This window comes from Saccharophagus degradans 2-40 (genome assembly GCF_000013665.1).
Classification (GTDB): Bacteria; Pseudomonadota; Gammaproteobacteria; order Pseudomonadales; family Cellvibrionaceae; genus Saccharophagus; species Saccharophagus degradans.
In genome coordinates this window covers 4,945,937-4,966,285 of the sequence record NC_007912.1, presented here as the reverse complement: position 1 = coordinate 4,966,285, position 20,349 = coordinate 4,945,937, and the positions used below count along the sequence as shown (strand labels likewise).

Sequence of the window (20,349 nt, the reverse complement as noted above, 5' to 3'; positions counted from 1 at the left end):
AAGTTAAAACCCAAAAAACGACTATAGTTAGCTAATGTCGTGTGCATTATTTAATTGGGGTTAGCTTTTGTATTCAACCGCCGTTTTGGCCCTATTTCGCTACATTTTAGCGCTTTTCATGTTTTTTAGCGTGCAAATGGCTGTGGCTCAAGTAAAAACACCGGCAGATGGCAAGTTAGTTATTCAGCAGGGGCTAGCTTTTTTAGAAGATAAAAGCGGCGCACTAAGCTTTGAGGATGTTCAAACGCGTGGTGATTGGCAGTTACAAGCATCGGGGAATTTCTCGCAGGGGTATAACCGTTCCGCTTGGTGGCTTAAGTTTGAATTGCTAAATACTCAGCAGGCGAATATCTGGCTGTTAGAGGTGGCCTACCCCATTCTAGATTACGTAACCGTATATGTTGGCAACCCGCAAGGGGTATACACCAAAGTAGAAATGGGCGATAAGCTGCCGTTTGATTCTCGGCCAATTAAACATCGCAACTTTTTGGTGCCGCTGGATTTAACTAAGCGCGAGCCAGTAACTATTTATATTCGGGTCGCTTCCAGTAGCTCTGTCCAGTTTCCGTTAGTATTGTGGGAGCCGAAGCGCTTTTCCGAATTTCACTCCAACGAATACTTACTGCATGGTTTTTTATTTGGTGGTTTGTTTGTTATCGCGCTCTATAACTTTCTAGTTTTTACGGTACTGCGCCAGCGCGCTTATATTTACTATGTGGCCTATATTACTTGCCTAACAGCGTTTGCGGCGAGTTTAAGTGGTTTGAGCTTTCGTTACCTATGGCCCAATGCAACACTGTGGAACGATATATCAATTTTGTTTTCGCTTGCCGGTTTGGTGCTGTTTGCCAGTATATTTTGTTGGGTGTTTTTAGATGTAAAAACATTTAGGCAAAAGTTCGTCATTTACTGCTTCCAATTCTACTTTGTTGTTTTGCCGTTGCTTATCGTCGGGGTGTTTATTTTCCCGTATTACATAATGATAAAACTGCTAATTTTGTTTGGTGTGTTGGCATGCGGTTTGGGGTTTGCTGCAGGCATAATTGCATGGCTAGAAGGGCGCCCCTCGGCAAAATATTACACCGTAGCTTGGGCGCTGTTTTACAGTGGCGGCATAGTGTTGGCACTTACTAAGCTCGCAATTATTGAGCAAACTATTTTTTCTGAAAATGCGTTGCAGTTCGGTTCGCTAATAGAAGCTGTGCTACTTAGTTTTGCATTGGCGGAGCGTATGAACATCGAGCGTGCATTGCGGCTAGACGCTCAAAAGCGCGCCTACGATATTGAGTATCAAGCCAAAATAGAATTAGAAAAGCGTGTAATAGATAGAACCGAAGAATTGGAGCTAGCCAATGAAAAACTGCGCGAACTTAGCGATACAGACCAGCTTACGGGTTTAAAGAATCGTCGCTTTTTAAACCACTACCTAGAAGACGAATTTGCGCGCAGTTGCCGTTATGGCCATCGCATGAGCATTCTTTTGGTAGATATAGATAAATTTAAGCATATTAACGATAACTATGGGCACACCGTTGGGGATACCTGTATTCAGGCTATTGCCAAAGTATTGTTGGAGTCAAACCGCCAGCCATCGGACCTAGTTGCCCGCTACGGTGGTGAAGAGTTTTGCATTGTATTACCCGAAACAGATGTAGAAGGCGCATTACACGTAGCAAATAGGCTGTTAGACATGGTGCGCAATACGCCTATTTACGCCGCAGCAAATACTATTAATGTAACGTGTAGCATAGGCTGTTACACGGCTGTGCCCAATTCGACTAAGCAAATAATCGCTTTTATCGATAATGCCGATACTGCGCTGTACGAAGCTAAAAAGACAGGCAGAGATAAAGTTGTGGTGTATAAGGACGACAACCCCCTGTGACAACCCTCTGCTTTTGCGGCTGGCTACCTTGCTTTCACGCTAGATAAGACATACTATTTTTTAGCGTTCTAGTTTTGTACTACTCCGAACGTTTATAGACTAGCTAAACGACACATTAGCGATTGCTGCTCAGTTATCTTTGCTATAGAAGCTAGCTCTAGCTATTAAACGCTAGCAATAAAACAACCAATTGGCCCATTTATGTTGCGTGTTAAACACTACATTGCGTATATGTTTTCGGTACTGGTGGTATTAGCCGCTAGCCAGCCGTTTGCCTATGCCAATGCAAACACAGCAATGGTAAATGACCACTGCCAAACCGCCGTGCAAATGCAAACAGAGCACTGCAAGCATATGGCAGCTATGGCCGAGATGCAGCAAGATATGCTAATGGATATGACTTGCTGTGAAAGCGGCGAGTGCAGCATGGATCATTGCATAGGCACTGTGTTGTTTGTTGGCTCTTACTTGTTAACCGCGTTATTCCCGTTAACAAGCGTTTATAGCAACAGCGAAACTATTCGCAGCCCTTCTAGTTCCCCCAGTAACCTCTACCGCCCTCCCATCGTATAACGCCCTAGCATAGTTGCGTCTGTAAAAAGGCAACGCTATGTCGTAATAACGTTACGCCTTTTAAAAGTTATGCCTCAATAACTTGAGCATTTTTAGGCTTTTAATTTCGCATACAGCAGGCACAGTTTTATCTGTGCGGTTGTAACCAATTATTTACATTAAGGATTATTCCATGAAACAGTTTTCATTATTGCTGTCGTTTATTTGGCTACTAGCACTTGGCCAACATGCAGATGCAGAAGAATCACCGGCAGTAGCGCAAGCTACGCCAGCAGCTAATGCCATTCAACTAGATGTATTTAAAAGCCCTACCTGCGGCTGTTGCGCTGCGTGGATAGAGCACGTTGAAGAGCGTGGCTTTGCTGCCACAGTTAACCACCCGGCTGATCTCGCGCAGGTTAAAAAGGAATTAGGCATAGCGCCCGAGTTTCAATCCTGTCACACCGGTGTATCTAAAGAAGGCTACGTGTTTGAAGGCCATATTCCAGCCAATATTGTGTTGAAGTTTTTAAACTCCCCACCAAAAGATGCGCTTGGTTTAGCTGTGCCAGGTATGCCAATGGGCAGCCCCGGAATGGAAGTAGGCGATCGCTTTAGTGCCTATGAAGTAATTTTGCTTAAAAAAGATGGCAGCAGCGAAGTGTATGCCAAGGTAGAGGCAGCGAAAGAGCAATATTAGAGGAGCTTACAGGTGTAAGTTGGCAGGTTACAGTGGGTGGATAAGTCGATGAAGAATGTTGTATTGGGTGGTGTGGTTGGGTTTGCTTTGGGTGCTGGGGCGCTATGGGCTTTAACGAGTTTAATAACCGACCGCGGGCAAATAAATGAAGCGGCGGAGGCAAAGCCTTTGTATTGGGTGGCGCCTATGGACCCAAACTATCGCCGCGATAAACCGGGTAAGTCGCCCATGGGTATGGATTTGATACCCGTGTATAACAACGATGCATCCAGTGGTGCTGCGGGTACCGTTATTATTTCGCCCAATGTCGAAAATAATTTGGGCGTGCGTACTGCCAAAGTGCAATTGCAGCCATTGCACACCCAAATTAAAACCGTGGGCTATGTGCAGTACGATCAAGACAACCTAGTACATGCTCACCCGCGGGTTTCCGGTTGGATAGAAAAACTATACGTTAAATCTGCCGGCGACCCTGTACAAAAGGGGCAGCCCCTTTACTCGCTTTATTCCCCAGAGCTTGTAAGCGCTCAAGAGGAGCTTATCCTCGCATTAAATACTGGTAACACCAAGCTCGTTAAATCGGTAGAAAGCCGCTTAAAAGCGCTGCATTTTCCCGCTAAAGAAATTGCGGAGCTCACCCATACCCGCAAAGTTCAGCAAGCGGTAATGTTCCCCTCGCCGCAAAACGGTGTGGTGGATAATTTAAATATTCGCGAAGGGTTTTATGTCACACCGGGCACTACGTTAATGTCTATTGGCACGCTCGACGAGGTGTGGGTGGTGGCGGAAGTGTTTGAACGTCAGGCGTCGCTGGTACAAGTGGGCCAGCCGGTAACCATGTATTTAGATTACCTGCCAAATAAACAGTGGGCAGGCAAAGTAGATTATGTGTACCCATCACTCGATGCCAAAACGCGCACAGCCCGTGTGCGTTTACGCTTTAAAAATGCCGACCATTTACTCAAGCCAAATATGTTTGCCGAAGTGATTATTCATGTAGCAAATGCTGAAAACGCTTTAGTAATACCGCGCGAGGCGGTTATTCGCACCGGCAGCCAAGACCGTGTAGTGCTGGCTTTGGGTGACGGACAATTTAAATCCGTAGCCGTCGAATTGGGCCGCATGGACGACAACTTTGTCGAAATATTGGAAGGCCTAGAAGAAAACGAACGCATTGTTACATCCGCCCAGTTTTTACTTGATTCCGAATCGAGCAAAACCTCCGATTTTAAACGTATGGATCACAGCCAAAATTTATTGGCGCCAGTCTGGGTAGAGGCAAAAGTAGAGCAAGTAATGGCGGTCATGAATATGGTTAAGCTTACCCATGAGCCTATTCCTGAATGGGACTGGCCGGTAATGACCATGATGTTTTTTGTAGACGACAGCATAGACATGGGCCAATTTGAAACAGGCTTAACGCTGCATGTACAAATAGAAAAAGATGCCGATGAAGATTATGTAATTACCCAGGTGCATATACCCAATGGCACCGCGCCGCATGCAAGCGGAGGTGCAAAATAACAACATGATTGTTGCCATTATTCGTTGGGCTATACACAACCGCTTTTTTGTTTTACTCGCCACTGCAATACTGGTGGGGGTTGGTATTTTTTCTATTCGCAACACACCGGTCGATGCCATACCCGATTTATCCGATGTGCAAGTAATAATAAAAACCAGCTACCCTGGCCAAGCACCGCAAGTAGTAGAAGACCAAGTGACCTACCCGCTTACTACTGCCATGCTTTCTGTACCCGGTGCGCGCACAGTGCGGGGTTATTCATTTTTTGGCGATTCTTACGTTTACGTAATTTTTAACGAAAAAACCGATTTGTATTGGGCGCGCAGTCGCGTATTGGAATACTTAAGCCAAGTGGCGCCTTCATTACCTGCAGAAGCTACACCGCAATTGGGGCCAGATGCTACAGGCGTTGGTTGGGTGTATGTATATGCGCTGGTAGATAAAACCGGTAAGCACGATATTAGCCAGCTGCGCAGCCTGCAGGATTGGTTTTTAAAATATGAACTGCAAACCGTAGAGGGTGTAAGTGAAGTAGCCGCTATTGGCGGCATGGTAAAACAGTATCAAGTAACAGTTAACCCAGAAAAATTGCGCGCCTTTGGAATACCCCTTGCGCATATACAAAATGCTATAAAGCGCGCAAACCAAGAAGTGGGCGCATCGGTAATTGAAATGGCCGAAGCGGAATATATGGTACGCGCCACGGGCTACATTAAAAGCCAAAAAGATCTAGAAACCATTCCTCTAGGTGTGAACGTAAGTGGCACGCCTATTTTGTTAAAAGATGTTGCCAATATAGGTTTTGGCCCTCAAATGCGTCGCGGTATTGGCGAGCTAAATGGCCAAGGCGAAACCGTGGGTGGCGTGGTGGTAATGCGTTTTGGAGAAAACGCGCAATCTACCATTCGCGCAGTAAAAGAAAAATTAACCAGTATTAAACAAGGCCTGCCCGATGGGGTAGAAATAGTTACCGTTTACGATCGCTCGGGTTTAATAGAGCGCGCTATTAATAATTTATGGCACAAGCTAGTCGAAGAGCTGGTGATGGTAGCGTTGGTATGTATTGTATTTCTATTTCACATTCGCTCTTCTCTAGTGGCCATAGTAAGTTTACCCATCGGTATTTTAGCCGCATTTAGCGTTATGTATTTTCAGGGTTTAAATGCCAACATAATGAGCTTGGGTGGTATAGCTATTGCCATTGGCGCAATGGTAGATGGGGCCATAGTACTGATAGAAAATATGCACAAGCATATAGAAAAACTCAAAGCCGAAGGCGGTGAGCTAACCGATAAAAATCGCTGGCATGTTGTGGGCGCCGCTGCCACTGAAGTTGGCCCCGCTTTATTTTTTAGTTTGTTAATTATTACCGTAAGCTTTATTCCAGTATTTACCTTAGAGGCCCAAGAGGGGCGTATGTTTTCGCCCTTGGCCTACACCAAAACCTACGCAATGGCTGCTGCTGCTGGCTTAGCCATTACACTTGTGCCGGTGTTAATGGGGTATTTTATACGCGGTAATATTATTGCCGAGAATAAAAACCCGGTTAATCGGTTATTAATTGCTGCCTATACGCCACTTTTATCGGGCGTATTGCGCTTTCCTAAAAGCACCTTGTTGGTGGCGCTAATAGTATTGGTAAGCAGTTGGTACCCTGTGCAGCGTATTGGCAGTGAGTTTATGCCGCAGTTGGACGAAGGCGATATGATGTATATGCCTACTACCTACCCCGGTATTTCTATTGGTAAAGCGCGCGAAATACTACAACAAACCGACAAGCTTATTGCCACCGTACCAGAAGTAAAAAATGTATTTGGCAAAATAGGTCGTGCAGAAACTGCCACCGATCCTGCGCCGCTATCTATGATAGAAACCTTTATTCAGTTAAAGCCCCGCAGTGAATGGCGCGCAGGTGTAACCCCAGAAAGTTTGCAGAAAGAGCTAAATAGTTTGGTAACGCTGCCGGGTGTAAGTAATACATGGGTTATGCCAATAAAAACGCGCATAGATATGTTAGCAACAGGCATTAAAACCCCAGTGGGTATTAAAGTGGCAGGGCCTAAGCTTGCAACTATACAAAGTATTGGTGAGCAACTAGAAAATATATTGCCACAAGTACAGGGTACCGCTTCGGTGTATTCCGAGCGGGTTGCTGGTGGGCGTTATATAAAAGTGGATATACAGCGTGAAAAAGCCGCGCGCTTTGGTTTAAATATTGCCGATGTACAACAGGTGATAGCGTCCGCTATTGGCGGCACCAATGTGACTTATACGGTAGAAGGGTTGGAGCGTTACCCCGTAAATATCCGCTACCCGCAATCCTATCGTGCATCCCCCGAGCAGCTTGCGCTATTGCCAATTGTTACACCTAATGGCCAGCGTATTGCCCTGGGCGATGTAGCGCACGTAAAAATAGAGGATGGCGCACCCAGCATTAAAAGTGAAAACGCGCGCATAAACGGTTGGGTATATGTAGATATAGAAAAAGTAGATGTGGGAAGTTACGTTGCGCAAGCAAAAAAAATAGTGACGCAGCAGTTAGATTTACCCGCGGGCTATACCATTACATGGGCTGGCCAATATGAATATATGGAGCGCGCTAAAGAGAAGCTAAGTTACGTAATTCCACTTACGCTCGCCATAATTATTGTGCTGTTGTATTTAAATTTTAGGCGAGTAGCACCGGTTGCTATGCTGGTTGTTACGCTGCCGCTTTCGTTAGTTGGCAGTGTGTGGCTAATGTATTGGCTGAATTTTGATTTTTCTATTGCGGTGGGTGTGGGCTTTATTGCACTGGCTGGGGTTGCCGCCGAAACAGGGGTTATTATGTTGGTGTATTTAGATCACGCCTATAGGGATTTATTGATTGCCCACAAAGCGCCAACCAAACTGCAATTACAACAGGCCCTGCTACAAGGCGCAGCTAAGCGTGTAAGACCAGTAGTAATGACCGCCGGTGCAACTATTATTGGCTTGGTACCTATTATGCTAGGCGATGGTACCGGCTCGGAAATTATGAGCAGGCTCGCCGCACCCATGGTGGGTGGCATGGTGAGTGCTGTATTGCTAACGCTGCTGGTATTGCCCGCACTATATTTTATGGTGGTTGCGCAGCAAAAGAATGAGGTGTAAACGAGTAATAACTCAAGGCGACATAAATGCTCGCCTTGAGTTAGAACTAAGCTGTTATTAAATACTCATTAATGCTTAGCGCTATTTATAGTTTTCTTAATTGCTCTATTTCTATTTATTGCTATTGGGTTCTAGCGCCCCAGCCATCGCCGGTTGCGCGCTTACCCTGTTTTATATCTTCTAGCACCATATAAAAACACGGCACAATGATTAAAATAATGGTACTGGCAAACACAATACCAAAGCCAAGTGATATGGCCATTGGTATAAGTTGTGCCGCTTGGCGAGAGGTTTCTAAAATAATGGGTGCCAAGCCACCAAAGGTGGTGAGCGTGGTTAAAAATATTGGTCTAAAGCGGCGTACACTTGCGTCGCGTATGGCATCTAGTGCGCTTAATTCGCCGCGCCGTTTGTTGGCGTAGTCCACCATAATAAGTGCGCCGTTAACCACAACCCCCGATAGAGCCACAACTCCCATTAAGCTCACAATAGATAAATCGTAGCCTATTATTAGGTGCCCAATTACTACGCCTATAATGCCGAACGGAATTGATATCATCACAATAAGCGGTTGGGTATAGCTTTTAAATGCCACCGCCAACAGTGAATAAATAACAAACATGGCCATGGTAAATCCGCCCCAAAGCACACGCGTAGATTCGCGCATTTCGGATTCGCTGCCGCGCTTGCTCCAGGTTAAACCGGGAAACTCTGTGCGCAATTGCGGCAGCACTTCGTTATCCATAACTGCAGCAACCCGATTGATGGCGCTTTGTGGTTCTACATCCATGCCCACGTTTATTACGCGTCTACCGTTGCGCCGGCTAAGGGAACTGAACGCTTCGCTTAATTCGTAATTGGCTACATCTTTAAGTGGCACTTCGTTATTGCTGGGCGTGCGCACTATGAGTTCGTCGAGGGTGTGTTGATCTTGGCGTTCTTCAAGCGGTAATTTCACCCGCACTTCAATTTCGTTGGTGCCACGCAATTGGCGCATGGCCACCGCGCCGTAAAAAGCATCGCGTACTTGCCTGCCTAAATCCTGTGGGGTTAAGCCCTGCAATTCGCCTTCGGGTAACAGGGTAAAATTGTATTGCAGTTTGCCCTTGTTAAAATTGTCGTTAAGGTTGCGCGTGTTGGAAAACTCCGCCATGCGCGCTTTAAATACTTGGCTTGCTTCAGCCAGCATGTCGGTGTTGGTGTGGCTTAGGTCCACGCTAATATCGTCGCGCCAGCCGCCTGGGCCGCGTTCAGCTTCGAAGGTAATTTGGTCTACACCGTCAATATCACCTATCTGTTGACGCCACAGCTCAATGACCTGTGCGGCACTCATATCGCGCTCGTCCGGTGGGCGCATCACTATTTCAACATCCACAAAATTTTTGCCGCGCACATTGGTTTTTATGCCTTCGGCAACTTCGTGCAGGTTGTATTCTTCAAACATTTTGTGAGTGGCTTCGGTAACTTCGTTAGCTACGCGCGCCGCTTGCTCTTGGGTGGTACCCACGGGCAGGCGCACACCTGCTTCTATTTCGTCGGCAGCGACGCGCGGCATCATTATCATACCCATATGATCACTCACGCCATATGCCCCAGCAATAATAAGCAGCGATAATGCAGAGCTAATAGTAATGTAGCGATGCACAAGGCACATTTCGATAAATGGTTTGTAAGTAACGTTTACAAACTTATTAAAACGCGCTGCTACTTTTTGCTGGCGAGCGTGAATGGCTGCACTTAATTTGGAACGCTTGCGCACGGTGTTGTGAGCTAAGTGAGCAGGCAGAATAAATAGGGCTTCTACCAGCGAAAGCAGCAATACAACAATAACCACTACGGGAAAAGGCCACCAAAAGTTGCCGGTAGTACCCGGGATAAACATCACCGGCACAAAAGCAACAATGGTTGTTAATATGGTGAAGGTAACCGGTGCGGCAATATCTTGTGTACCTTTAATGGCGGCATCGAGATCGTTGTAACCGCGTTGCCGGTATTCGTGCACGTTTTCGCCCACTACAATGGCATCGTCTACAACTATGCCAAGCACCACCAAAAACGCAAACATAGAAATCATGTTGATGCTTATATCGAGGAAGGGTAAAAATAAAATGCCCCCAACAAACGATATGCACATGCCCATCATTATCCAAAATGCTAGGCGCAGCTCTAAGAAAATAGCCAATATGCCCAGCACAATTAAAATTGCAACGCCGCCGTTTTCTAGTAGCAGCATTAAGCGATCGCTAAAGTTTTCTGCGTCGTTGCTATCTATGCGGTACTTAACGCCCTCTGGCAGGGTGTTGTCGAGTTCCGCTAATACGGTGTCTACCGCTTTGGCTATATCTAAAGGCGATTGTTTACCTACGCGGAATATTTCTACCTCTACCGAGGGGTAGCGATTAAAGCGCGAGTGGAAGCGCGCCTCTTCGAAGCCGTCGCGCAGTGTGGCTATTTCACCTAATAACACACGTGCGCCGTTGTCACCTGTAACAATGGGGATATTGGCAAACTCGTTCGCCCACTGTTTGCGCTCATTCAAGCGCAGCAAAATTTCGCCGCGGCTGGTTTCTATTGCGCCTGCGGGCACATCGCGTGCAGATGCTTCTATACGTTGGGCTATATCGCCAAGTGTTAGGTTATAACGTCGCAGCTGTTCCTGTGGGACTTCTACGTGGGTAATGTAAGCAGGGGTGTTGCCCAGCGACACTTGGGTGATATTGTCTTCTACAAGCAAGCGGTCGCGCAGTTGCTCTGCCAAGCGGCGAAGGGTCCATACATCTACGTCGCCATATAAACCAATTTCCATTACTTGGCGTTGGTTTGCGCGAATACTTACTTCTGGGTCTTCGGCATCAATCGGGAAGGTGCGCACGCGGTTTACCGCTTGGTCTATTTCCTGAAAGGCTTTCATGCGATCGGTGCCGGTGACTAGCTCTAGGCTAACACTGCCGCCCCCTTCGCGCGCCGACGAAGTCATTTCTTTAATACCTTGTACCCCGCGCACGGCATCCTCTACGGGTTGTAATATCCCCTGCTCAACTTCTTCCGGTGAGGCGCCTGGGTAACTTACGTAAACTTCAACTACGTCTAGCTCAAATTCGGGAAACACTTGTTTTTGCATGTTCAGCGCCATAGCGACGCCGCCCACCAGCAAAATAATCATTAATAAATTTGCGGCAATATCGTTGCGCGCCATCCATGCGACTGGGCCTTCGCGCAAAGGGTTATTGGTGGGTTCTGAATTACTCATGGCTAGTTGCACCTACTGCGTCTGCGTTACTTTTTAGTTGCAGTTCAGCGCCTTCCTTTATGCTGGAAAGCGAGGTGGTGACGATCATGTCGCCTTCGGCTAGACCATCGCCTACATAGGCGAATTCGGCATCGAGAAAGAGTATTTCCAGTTTGCGGATGCTTAACGTGTTGTTTTCGAATACCCAGGTGGTGTCGCCTTTGCGCAAATAATCGCGGTTAAGCCTTACCACTCCGGTTAATGTGCGCGCGGGCAGCTCACATTCAACATAGGTGCCTACTGCAAGTGCTAGCTCGTTACTATTGGTAAGGGCCAAGGGGTCGGCAACTTCTATTAACACCCGTGCCATGCGCGTATTTTCTTCCAGCGCACCTATAACACTGCGCAGCTCGCCAACCCGTGGTGTTGGCCAGTCGCGACGGCGAACGTTTACTTTGGTGGCATTAGCGGGCGGCAACCAACGCACTTTATCGCTGGGTACAGATGCTTCCACCCAATAGCTTCGCAGGCCTATAAGGTGTGCTAGCGTGTCGCTTGGGGAAACCTCGCTACCTACGCTCACCTCGCGCGAGAGTATTTGGGCATCGAATGGGGCGCGGATTGTGGTGCGGTCTAGGTCCAACTGCGCCTGTGCCAAATTTGCCTGCGCAGCTTTAACTGCGGCTTCGGCAGCTTTTAATTGCGGTTCGCGCAAAACCAGCGAGCGCTGCATCGGGTCGAGATTCTTGTTCAATTGTTTGTAGTCGCGCTCGGCTATGGATTGCTCACCTTGCTCTAACTGGTAGGTACTTTGCGCTTTTATGAGCTCGCTGTGACGCAAATCCAGCGCGTGTTTATAGTCGGTAGGGTCTATGCGCAGCAGCACATCCCCCTTTTTAACATAGCCGCCGGGTACGAACTGCGGTGCGCGTTCAATGACTTGGCCGCTAACGCGAGGCCGCAAAAGCAAGTCTTCATCTGCCTTTACCGTGCCCATGGCAATAATTGTGGGTTGAAAGGTGCCGTAGTCTGCTTGGATTACTTCAACCGGCATGGCGGCATTACGGGTAGCGGCTTCGCGCTCTGCTTTGGGTTCTGTACTATTAATTAAAAATACAACTAAGGCGCTGGCGGCCACTATTGCAGCACAAATTAACAGTGTAGAAAGCGCGGGTAAGGGGCGTTGTAAGGTAGTATTCAAAATTACCAATCCTTTATGTTTAAAGCCGAATGATTAACCAATGTGTATAACCAAAGATCTTCGGACGCTAACACAGATTGCCCAATTTATGAACATTTATGGTACGTGGTGAGTAACTGGGCGGAAGCGTGGTGCGGCGTATGTATAAATAACAGCTGATAAACACTCTATTGTGAACTGTTTAAATAGGCGAAATTTGCAATAAATATGAAAATGCCGGCAAATTAACCAATACCGGATGCTGTTGGTGCTGCGCTCGCCTGTTATTTAGTTAATTGTGAGAGTAGCATTGAGCGCTACAGAGTGTTGTAAGCTTGCCCCTTAGAGCATGCACTTTTGGTAGGTATTTAACAGCAGTTTTACAGATAGCGCTTTGTCAGTGCTTCACATTAAATAGCATCATAAGCAAGTAAATTTAAGTATAGGTTTTATATGTCCAGTTGTTGCGGCACGCCAGAGCCCAAACCAAGTTGCAGCGAAAATGAAGCCAGTGCCGCTGCGAGTAGCAGTTGTTGTGGCCCTGCGCCCAGCCAAGGGGGCAGTTGTAGCACAGCCAAAGGCCGACCCGACTGGATGCTTTGGGGGTCTTTATTTCTGTGTGCATTGCTCTATGTACAAGGTTTATTTTTAGAGCAGTTAACACCCGCTTATGCTTGGTACCAGCACCTCGCAACCGGTGTATTCGAATTAATGAACACCATGTGGTGGGGCTTGTTACTGGGGTTATTAATGGTTGCGGTATTAGTGAAAGTGCCGCGCGAATTCGTAATGAGTATTTTGGGTACCCGCAGTGGTTTTGTGGGTATTTTAAGGGCTACTGCAGCGGGCGTATTACTCGATTTATGTAACCACGGCATTTTAATGGTGGGAGCAAAGCTATATGAACGCGGTGCCAGCGCCGGCCAGCTTATGGCGTTCCTTATTGCTAGCCCGTGGAATTCGCTATCGCTTACTTTTATTTTGGTGGCACTAATAGGCTTGCCGTGGACGCTCGCCTTTATTGTGTTGTCGGCCATCGTCGCCATTATTGTGGGCGTGATATTTGATCACTGCGTAGCAAAAGGTGTGTTACCTGCGAACCCCAATCAAGAAGACTTACCAGAAGATTTTAAATTTTTCCCCGAAGCCAAAAAGCAATTAAGCGCAATAAAAATTACACCCACTTGGATAAAAGAAATATTGGTAGGCAGTGTTGTCGAGTCGCGCATGGTGCTGCGCTGGATATTTTTTGGCGTGCTGTTGGCAAGCGCCATTCGCGCGTTTGTATCGCCCGAACATTTCGGCACCTACTTCGGCCCAAGTTTAATTGGCTTAGGCTTAACAATTATTGCCGCAACAATAATAGAAGTGTGCTCAGAAGGCTCCACCCCAATCGCTGCCGACCTACTCACCCGCGCAGGTGCACCGGGCAATAGCTTTGCATTTCTTATGACGGGTGTATCCACAGATTACACAGAAATAATGGTAATAAAAGACACCACTAAATCGTGGAAGATGGCGTTGTACTTACCGCTGTTTACTGTACCGCAGGTAATTGCGGTGGCATGGGTGTTGAATAATGTTGGTTGATAGATAACAGATAACAGCTAACAGCCTACAGTCTACAGTTCACAGCTGACAGTTTGTGATGAGCTATGTTTGTTAAAAAGCTTTGTGAGCTGTTGGCTGTGGGCTGGTTGTATTGATATTTGCTTTCTTTTCTATTTATAGCGTTAGTTCTTTGTTTTGCTCCCACTTTAAAGGCGGGTACTCGGAAACCAAAGACGTGTCCTCAAGCCCACGCAACGCTGCTTGTTGTTGCGCCAATGCTTTAGTTGAGAGTTTGACCTCTAGGCTATCCATTATGTCGTCGCAGAGTTTCTCCATGTTGGATATGTCGTGTTGCTCTTCACTATTTATTCCACCCATTTTATGGTGTACGTGACTCCAGCTTAATTTAAAACTAATGGATAAAAGATGCGTGCTGGAAATTGGCGTTACTATCCAGCGTTCGTATCTGTTAGCATTATAGGCAGAGCGTATTTGAAATTTCGCGCAAATATTATTTATTCTAGGTATTGGTTGCCACTGTACCGGCGCGTGCCATTCCTGCATATCGCTGCTTACCACATCACCCCTAAGAAAGGTAAGAAAGTCGCCTATAGTTTGTTCAAAAGCACGTGGATGAAAAAGTGAAATATTGGGGTTTATTTCATCGGGGCGATCAATGGTGATTACCATTGTTGTAGTACCCAATTTTCCGGTAAAAATAGGTCCATAAAAATCCCAAGCACGTGCGGCGCAAATTCTGCTTCCCCATCCGTCTTTTGAGAGTGAGGTATTTGGTAATGAGGTATTTTCAATAGAATAGTGTTTTTCGGGGTTACACGCAGTTGGCGAACTTCTAGTAGATTTATGATCCGGAATACGTAGACTAATCTGAGAATTGTCTACGTTAAAGCTATATCGCCTACTTTTAGATATTGTTGGGCCAACTAGACTACATTTAGTATTAATTTGGCGAAGCTTTAAAGCATTCAATGAGAACATTTTTGTTGTAGCCTGCTAAAGTTTGTTTTTAAGTCGTCTATGCTTTTCTGGTAGCCAAGACTGAAATAATGTATTGCCTAAGCCCGTCATAGCACTAGCAACAGTGATTACGGCTGGTATCGCGATAGTTGGCGCTCCCAATCCTACTGCCGCTGATACAGCTACACCGCACCCTGCGGAGACACTAATTGCTTTCCAATTACGATTTATACCTTTAAGGGCGTCTACTCCGTAATTCAGCGCGGTATACTCTGGATCGTGTCGTACTCTTTGGTATCCTGCAATAAAATCTCCACCGAAATTTAATCCACCAACCAATTCGTTAGGGTTCAGCGGTTGGATACTGAGATTATCGCGCTCAAAATTCATACCTATTTCCATTGCAAGCGTTTGGGCCTTTGCAAAATTCGTGGTTGGATGGCTAAAGAAAACGTGGTGTTTTTGTCCATCAAAGTCTATGCCGCGCGATTTCAAAATACTCATGGCTTGTGTAAAAATCCCTACTCCGCCCCTTTGCGTTAACCAAACAACATCTTTTGTATCTTTAGACAATTCCATCGTTTTAGCAAGGAGCGTGGCAGACTCAATTAGAGAACGATCTGTTGCAGCATTGATTGCTTGATTGATTTGAGTTAACCCTCCAATCTTTCGCCCAGGAGTATAATGCATATCAAATCCTTGGCGCTTGAGAATGTAACTACTGAATAAAGGGGAATCTGAAATATGATTTGAACAACTGTCTATAGCCGCTGCAATATCGTCTATACCATCGCTAACGGCTACGACGGGATTGGGGCTACGAGTTATTTGACCGCTGCTCCTAAAACTTGCTTCCCACTCTCCTCTGCTGTTTGAAATATGATGTAAGCCAGGCTTTTCACCTTTTCCTTGTAGTAAAGGAAATTTCTCATCTAACTTCATTTTATACACTAAATACTTACCACTACTACATTTAAGCACATATGCTCGGCAGCCCGGTAAGAGCATTTGGAAGTGAGTAAAGTTTGCGTTTTTTGGTGTATTACTAACAAATACATTGCGTTTAATATGCCCGGATGAGAGCGATTGCAATTCTTTGATTATTAAATTAGCCCAGTAGTTACCGGCCCGAGCCATGGGCTCTAGGTTGTTGTAAAACTGCGCGTAAACTCTATTAAGTTGTACAGGAGTGCCTGAATTTTGGCCAGCTATGATGAGGGGTTTGTAGTCGGGGGTCATTACAATATCCTTTTAGTAATGATAAAAATCCATATGAGCGCGGGATGTTAAACTAGAAAACAATATGAATCATGGGTGTATGTTTGCTAAGGCGCCATGTAAAAGTAATTTTGCCCATATTTGAGAACTGGTTAAGGTTTGAGGAATAGCTAACAGTAGATAGCCCACAGCTTACAGATGGTAAATTTAACATTGTGTTTTTCGCTTAGCTGTAAACTGTGGGTTGGCTACTGTTCATTCTCCCTAAAAAACCTTTCTTATCGCCCCTAAGCTAGCGCTCAATGCCTAGTAACTAGTCGCTAACTTTCACCCATTGATTATTTTTCTTCTCAACTTCAAACCTCGCCCATTGTTTAAATTCACTGCGCAGGCAAATACCGGTTTCGTAGTTGCCGGCTCCGGCGAGTACTTTATAAATAATGCGATCTTTAGCTGGGTCGGTTTCATCGCCGGCGTCTACTACTTGGCGGATGCTCCAAAGTTGGCCGAGTTTGCCGTTGCTATAAATGTGGCCTGCAATAATTTGATCGGGGTGCGTGATATTTTTTTCTGCGTGAATTTTCGCAAGTTCTAATAAATCGATTAGGCCATCGGTGGTGATATCTACAAAAGAATCGAGTTGCTGCATGGCTGCGGCAAAATCTTCTTGTGTAAGTTCAAATTGTCTATCACTTGCATTAGATGATGTTGCAGCGGCTGGTTTAGTAATGTGCGCCCAGTGCGCTGGGTAGCGCCGCCAACGAAAAACACTATTAAATAAAACCGCTATAAATAATATGGCGAGCACATTAATAAAAATGGGAACGAGCAAAAAGTCGTAGCCCAGTTGGGTAACGCTGCTGCCGCCAACAACCGCTGTAAGTGCGGTTGCGCCGCCAGGGGGGTGAATGCAGCGTGCGTAATACATCGCGCCAATAGCCAAGCCTACAGCAAGGCCTGCAAAAATAGCGCTAGTACCTAAAAACTGAGCAATAGTAACGCCAATAAACGCAGAAATTAGGTGGCCACCACACACAGCCCAAGGTTGCGACAGTGCGCCGTGAGGTACCGCAAACAACAGCACCGCACTTGCCCCCATGGAGGATACGACCAAGTAGCCGGTAGTAGATTGCAGAAGGCCTGCAGCCACAATGGCGGAAGTAATAATAAATACAGCGGCAACCCCAAAACACCCGCCCAGCGTGGAAATAAGCTTTTCGCCATGGCTAGTAGTGTTATGACCTAAGCCAATGTACTGGCGTAAAACACCTAACAGCGAGTGAGAACTCATATTTTGCCCTTGTTATAGAATGTATGCACCATAAAAGTGCGGCTATGCTATTGGCAAACAGAGATAGATACAAGGGTTAGGGGATAGCGAACTGGGAACAGGGAACAACCTACAGTTAAACTAGCGCCGTTCACTGGTGTGGTGTATTTGTACGTTGTTACCGATTCTATAGTTGTAAACTGTCCCCTATTAACTAAAGCCTAAATGTCTTCCGGATAAATAGCATCTGGTTGATCTGGGTCTATTTTGAAAAGTTTGCCGCTGGAGGCTACCCAGCCGTCTTTGTTGTGGCCTTGTAATACGAAGTGTCCTTCTGGCGTGTTTATGCCGCCCACCGTGAGGCTTTCGCCGCGAGTGAAGTGTACATCGTAGGTCTGGCCATCGCTGCCCTCTATATGCCCGTACCAACTTATGCTGGCGTAATCGTGTTTCTCAACGCTATCTACAATTATTTGGTAGTTTTCGTTTGCTTCACTAATATCAATATTTACAGTATCGCCGGGTATGAGTGTTTCAATTTTTAAATCATCTAGTTTTATAAATTGTCGACCATCGTTTAGGCGTTCTTTGTCGAGCGGTAAGCTCGTGGGAATATCTTCGGTGGTTTGCCAAGCTGTATCGCGTTTAACCGCGGCGGCTACTAATTCTGGGTTAAAGCTTTTATTTGGCCTGCGGGTAATCATTGCATCTAAACGGTCTGCAATATGCGCATACTTTTCGCGATTAAAATTATTATCCACAGTGTTGTTTTTTTCTTTTTGTTTAGGCGCTGCATTTACGGGTACATTAGTTGGCAATTTTTCTGGATTGAAGCTCATAGTCGGCTCTGCAACCTCTACTTGTTGCTCACTACTTTTTAGTTGGGTGATATAAACAAGAGAAGCTGTAACGAATAAAGCTCCGCCTAAGTATATAGGTAGTTTTTTCATTTTTATTCTCTATTTAAAAATATTTTTAATAAATAAAAGTGGCGGTATACGCATTGTATATCGCCACGCTATGAACTATTTACATAAAATAACGTTCACGAATTTAAAAAATATTAAAGCTGTACTATACGGAACCAATTGATATTCCAGCCGGGTGCGTTAGCAAAAATACCGAAATTATAAGTGCCAGCATTAATGTGTACAGTGTGCGATGCGGTTTGCCAATTCTGCCAGCCATTGGTATTGGGTAAATTAATTTGGCCTAGCACTATAGCGCCGCCATTTAAGTCGAGCGAAAGCGTGCCACCAAAACCTGCAACGCGGTATTCGATACGGTAGTTACCGGTGGTTGGAATGGTAATGTTGCTGAAAGCCATCCAATCGTTAGCATCAATCCAACCTACGTTTTGGCCGCCACCGCTATCGGTTGTATTCTCTAGTTGCACGCCGTTGTTAGCGAAAAAATTCTCTGCTTGGATAGTTTGACTAAACCCGCCACTTACTCGTGTTATACGCAGTGAACTTATATCGTCGTTCATGCCTTCATCGACTAAACAATCGTCGCTGCCGGTGCGCGTTACAACATTGCCGGTAAAGTTGTCGTGTTGAAACATTTCCACTCTATAGCCTGCATCAACTTGCAACGATGACAAATCGTCGTTTACCAAACCGCGGTTCATCAAATCGGCTAAGCGATAGCTACCTTCGCCTAAGCCAACTGTATAACCCGTGTAATAACAGTGTTCAAACAATCGAACCGGTCCACCAGAATTTACGGTATTGCGAAAATTGGCAAGTTCGTTACGCACATTGTGAATAGCGAGTGAAGCGTGGGCTTCTTCGGAATCGCCAACGGGTTTACCACACGGAAGGCCTCTGCAATTGAGGTTAGGGTTAGAAAATACATTAACGCGGCTGGTGTTAAAAACGCCTTCGTAAGCCATGATATCGACGAAAACATCCTGCACACCATAACCTACGCCATAGCGATAGCGGGTACCACCTTGATCACCCTGTTTACGCGAGTGAGTAACCCCCATGTTATGGCCAAATTCATGCAGCATTACCATTGGCCCGCAGCCTGGGTGAGTAACGTTCCATGTGTAATTTTTATCTACGGCAACATACCCCACGCCACAGGCACCCTTTTCGTGGAGTTGTGACACCATATCTGCACCAAGTTGATCGCGCAGGGCTATTGCGCCACCGTCAACGCGCAAATTACCAAGTACGTCGCCCATGCCCGCGCCATCTTCTTCGTGATGACGCACACCAACAATGCGGAACTTCATATCAATTTGGCTGGCTTTTAACGCAGAGTTCATATCGTTAGCCCAACCGTTCATGGCCGTCTGCGGGTCGCCGCCAAAATAATTTGCCGAATAATTATCGTAAAGCACAAGAATATCTACCGTTACTGCATTGGCTATAGAGGCGGTAGCAGCGGACGCGACAAAAACTGCGCTCGCAATTGCCCGCTTTAGTGTGTGAGTGATTGAGAGTAATTTCATTCAGTAATCCCTATTTTTATGATATTGAATTAGAAGGCCATACCAAACGTACAGGCGAATTAAAGCCGGCCGCTTTGCGAAGGGCCTTAGTTAATGGTTTGTACCTCGTTTTAGGCGTGGGCCTATAGCTTGCTACAGGGGCCGCGCGGTGTGTTCGCATACCAATGCCAACAACCTTACGGACTCTGTTTGGTTTTTATTGTTGTTATTACTAGGTTCTGAAGGTGATTAATTTGAATGATGCTTCTGCACTTTGCCTCACACGCCATTGGGTATAAAAAGAGTGTGTAAGGTTCCGTTTCTGCTTTTGAGATTGATATAAGTGTTACCCACGTTAGCAAAATATGGTCAGAAATTTTAAACAATCACCGTTTTATTATGTGCAAGCAGAATTAATAGACAAATGTTTTTCGGCAAAAAAGAGAATTGGTCAAAAATTAATTTTTGTCCCACTTTAAGTGGTACAGATTTACGTTGAAATTTAGCTAAAGTTCGAACCTAGTGGGGCTTAGCCGAACGGATAATCGCTTGTCCCACTAGCTGTTTGCGTAAGGTGGCAACTGGTTAACCAATTTAGGGGGTAAATTAGCAAGGTAAGTACCGGTGGTAAAATACAAATATATAGGCTTAAAGAGGTTGGGCGATGTATTTATAAACGCAGTACGAGT

At 45.8% G+C, this 20,349-nt stretch carries 13 protein-coding genes; 6 read left to right on the top strand and 7 right to left on the bottom strand.

The genetic code is table 11. The annotated features are described in order from the left end of the window. The first annotated feature begins 118 nt into the window (after positions 1 to 118). The 5 genes from SDE_RS20585 to SDE_RS20565 all read left to right on the top strand — a co-directional run bounded on the left by SDE_RS20585 (position 119) and on the right by SDE_RS20565 (position 7,794). Entirely contained in the window at positions 119 to 1,885 is a 1,767-nt protein-coding gene (locus SDE_RS20585) for a sensor domain-containing diguanylate cyclase (protein ID WP_011470409.1), read from the top strand. 201 nt (positions 1,886 to 2,086) lie between these two features. After that, the gene (locus SDE_RS20580; protein ID WP_011470408.1) at positions 2,087 to 2,458 is read left to right on the top strand and encodes a hypothetical protein; all 372 of its coding nucleotides are present in this window, start codon (positions 2,087 to 2,089) and stop codon (positions 2,456 to 2,458) included. Positions 2,459 to 2,630: 172 nt separating this feature from the next. Then, positions 2,631 to 3,137, top strand: coding sequence for a DUF411 domain-containing protein (locus tag SDE_RS20575; protein WP_011470407.1), 507 nt, complete (start codon positions 2,631 to 2,633; stop codon positions 3,135 to 3,137). A 48-nt stretch (positions 3,138 to 3,185) separates the two neighbouring features. Beyond that, on the top strand, positions 3,186 to 4,661 hold the full coding sequence (locus SDE_RS20570) for an efflux RND transporter periplasmic adaptor subunit (protein ID WP_011470406.1): 1,476 nt from the start codon (positions 3,186 to 3,188) through the stop codon (positions 4,659 to 4,661). Positions 4,662 to 4,665: 4 nt separating this feature from the next. Further along, positions 4,666 to 7,794 (top strand): efflux RND transporter permease subunit, encoded by a 3,129-nt coding sequence (locus SDE_RS20565; RefSeq protein ID WP_011470405.1) that lies wholly within the window; start codon positions 4,666 to 4,668, stop codon positions 7,792 to 7,794. Between the two features lie 121 nt (positions 7,795 to 7,915). Here SDE_RS20565 and SDE_RS20560 read toward each other — a convergent pair whose 3' ends face one another. Both SDE_RS20560 and SDE_RS20555 read right to left on the bottom strand, forming a co-directional pair. Further along, positions 7,916 to 11,044 (bottom strand): efflux RND transporter permease subunit, encoded by a 3,129-nt coding sequence (locus tag SDE_RS20560; protein ID WP_011470404.1) that lies wholly within the window; start codon positions 11,042 to 11,044, stop codon positions 7,916 to 7,918. After that, a complete protein-coding gene (locus SDE_RS20555) occupies positions 11,037 to 12,224 on the bottom strand; it encodes an efflux RND transporter periplasmic adaptor subunit (RefSeq protein WP_011470403.1) in 1,188 nt (395 codons plus the stop codon). The genes SDE_RS20560 and SDE_RS20555 overlap by 8 nt, the downstream gene beginning before the upstream one ends. A 432-nt stretch (positions 12,225 to 12,656) precedes the next feature. Here SDE_RS20555 and SDE_RS20550 point away from each other — a divergent pair, with 432 nt between their 5' ends. Continuing rightward, positions 12,657 to 13,793: a permease gene (locus tag SDE_RS20550; protein WP_011470402.1), complete on the top strand. Its 1,137-nt coding sequence runs from the start codon at positions 12,657 to 12,659 to the stop codon at positions 13,791 to 13,793. A 135-nt stretch (positions 13,794 to 13,928) separates the two neighbouring features. On the opposite strand, the gene SDE_RS20545 is transcribed toward SDE_RS20550, so the two are convergent. The 5 genes from SDE_RS20545 to SDE_RS20525 form a co-directional block, all read right to left on the bottom strand. Further along, positions 13,929 to 14,444 (bottom strand): hypothetical protein, encoded by a 516-nt coding sequence (locus tag SDE_RS20545; protein ID WP_011470401.1) that lies wholly within the window; start codon positions 14,442 to 14,444, stop codon positions 13,929 to 13,931. A gap of 324 nt (positions 14,445 to 14,768) precedes the next feature. Next, positions 14,769 to 15,971, bottom strand: coding sequence for a hypothetical protein (locus SDE_RS20540; RefSeq protein ID WP_011470400.1), 1,203 nt, complete (start codon positions 15,969 to 15,971; stop codon positions 14,769 to 14,771). Positions 15,972 to 16,263: 292 nt separating this feature from the next. After that, positions 16,264 to 17,241, bottom strand: coding sequence for an HPP family protein (locus tag SDE_RS20535; protein ID WP_011470399.1), 978 nt, complete (start codon positions 17,239 to 17,241; stop codon positions 16,264 to 16,266). Between the two features lie 200 nt (positions 17,242 to 17,441). Beyond that, a complete protein-coding gene (locus SDE_RS20530) occupies positions 17,442 to 18,170 on the bottom strand; it encodes a hypothetical protein (protein ID WP_011470398.1) in 729 nt (242 codons plus the stop codon). Positions 18,171 to 18,283: 113 nt separating this feature from the next. Further along, on the bottom strand, positions 18,284 to 19,681 hold the full coding sequence (locus SDE_RS20525; RefSeq protein ID WP_011470397.1) for a carbohydrate-binding protein: 1,398 nt from the start codon (positions 19,679 to 19,681) through the stop codon (positions 18,284 to 18,286). Positions 19,682 to 20,349: the final 668 nt, after the last annotated feature.

Bases quoted from the DNA above. Each gene is read 5' to 3' on its own strand.
- SDE_RS20575 (WP_011470407.1), top strand. From the start codon at position 2,631: ATGAAACAGTTTTCATTATTGCTGTCGTTTATTTGGCTACTAGCACTT.
- SDE_RS20535 (WP_011470399.1), bottom strand. From the start codon at position 17,241: ATGAGTTCTCACTCGCTGTTAGGTGTTTTACGCCAGTACATTGGCTTA.
- SDE_RS20540 (WP_011470400.1), bottom strand. From the start codon at position 15,971: ATGACCCCCGACTACAAACCCCTCATCATAGCTGGCCAAAATTCAGGC.
- SDE_RS20530 (WP_011470398.1), bottom strand. From the start codon at position 18,170: ATGAAAAAACTACCTATATACTTAGGCGGAGCTTTATTCGTTACAGCT.
- SDE_RS20560 (WP_011470404.1), bottom strand. From the start codon at position 11,044: ATGAGTAATTCAGAACCCACCAATAACCCTTTGCGCGAAGGCCCAGTC.
- SDE_RS20525 (WP_011470397.1), bottom strand. From the start codon at position 19,681: ATGAAATTACTCTCAATCACTCACACACTAAAGCGGGCAATTGCGAGC.
- SDE_RS20570 (WP_011470406.1), top strand. From the start codon at position 3,186: ATGAAGAATGTTGTATTGGGTGGTGTGGTTGGGTTTGCTTTGGGTGCT.
- SDE_RS20545 (WP_011470401.1), bottom strand. From the start codon at position 14,444: ATGGTAATCACCATTGATCGCCCCGATGAAATAAACCCCAATATTTCA.
- SDE_RS20565 (WP_011470405.1), top strand. From the start codon at position 4,666: ATGATTGTTGCCATTATTCGTTGGGCTATACACAACCGCTTTTTTGTT.
- SDE_RS20580 (WP_011470408.1), top strand. From the start codon at position 2,087: ATGTTGCGTGTTAAACACTACATTGCGTATATGTTTTCGGTACTGGTG.
- SDE_RS20585 (WP_011470409.1), top strand. From the start codon at position 119: ATGTTTTTTAGCGTGCAAATGGCTGTGGCTCAAGTAAAAACACCGGCA.
- SDE_RS20550 (WP_011470402.1), top strand. From the start codon at position 12,657: ATGTCCAGTTGTTGCGGCACGCCAGAGCCCAAACCAAGTTGCAGCGAA.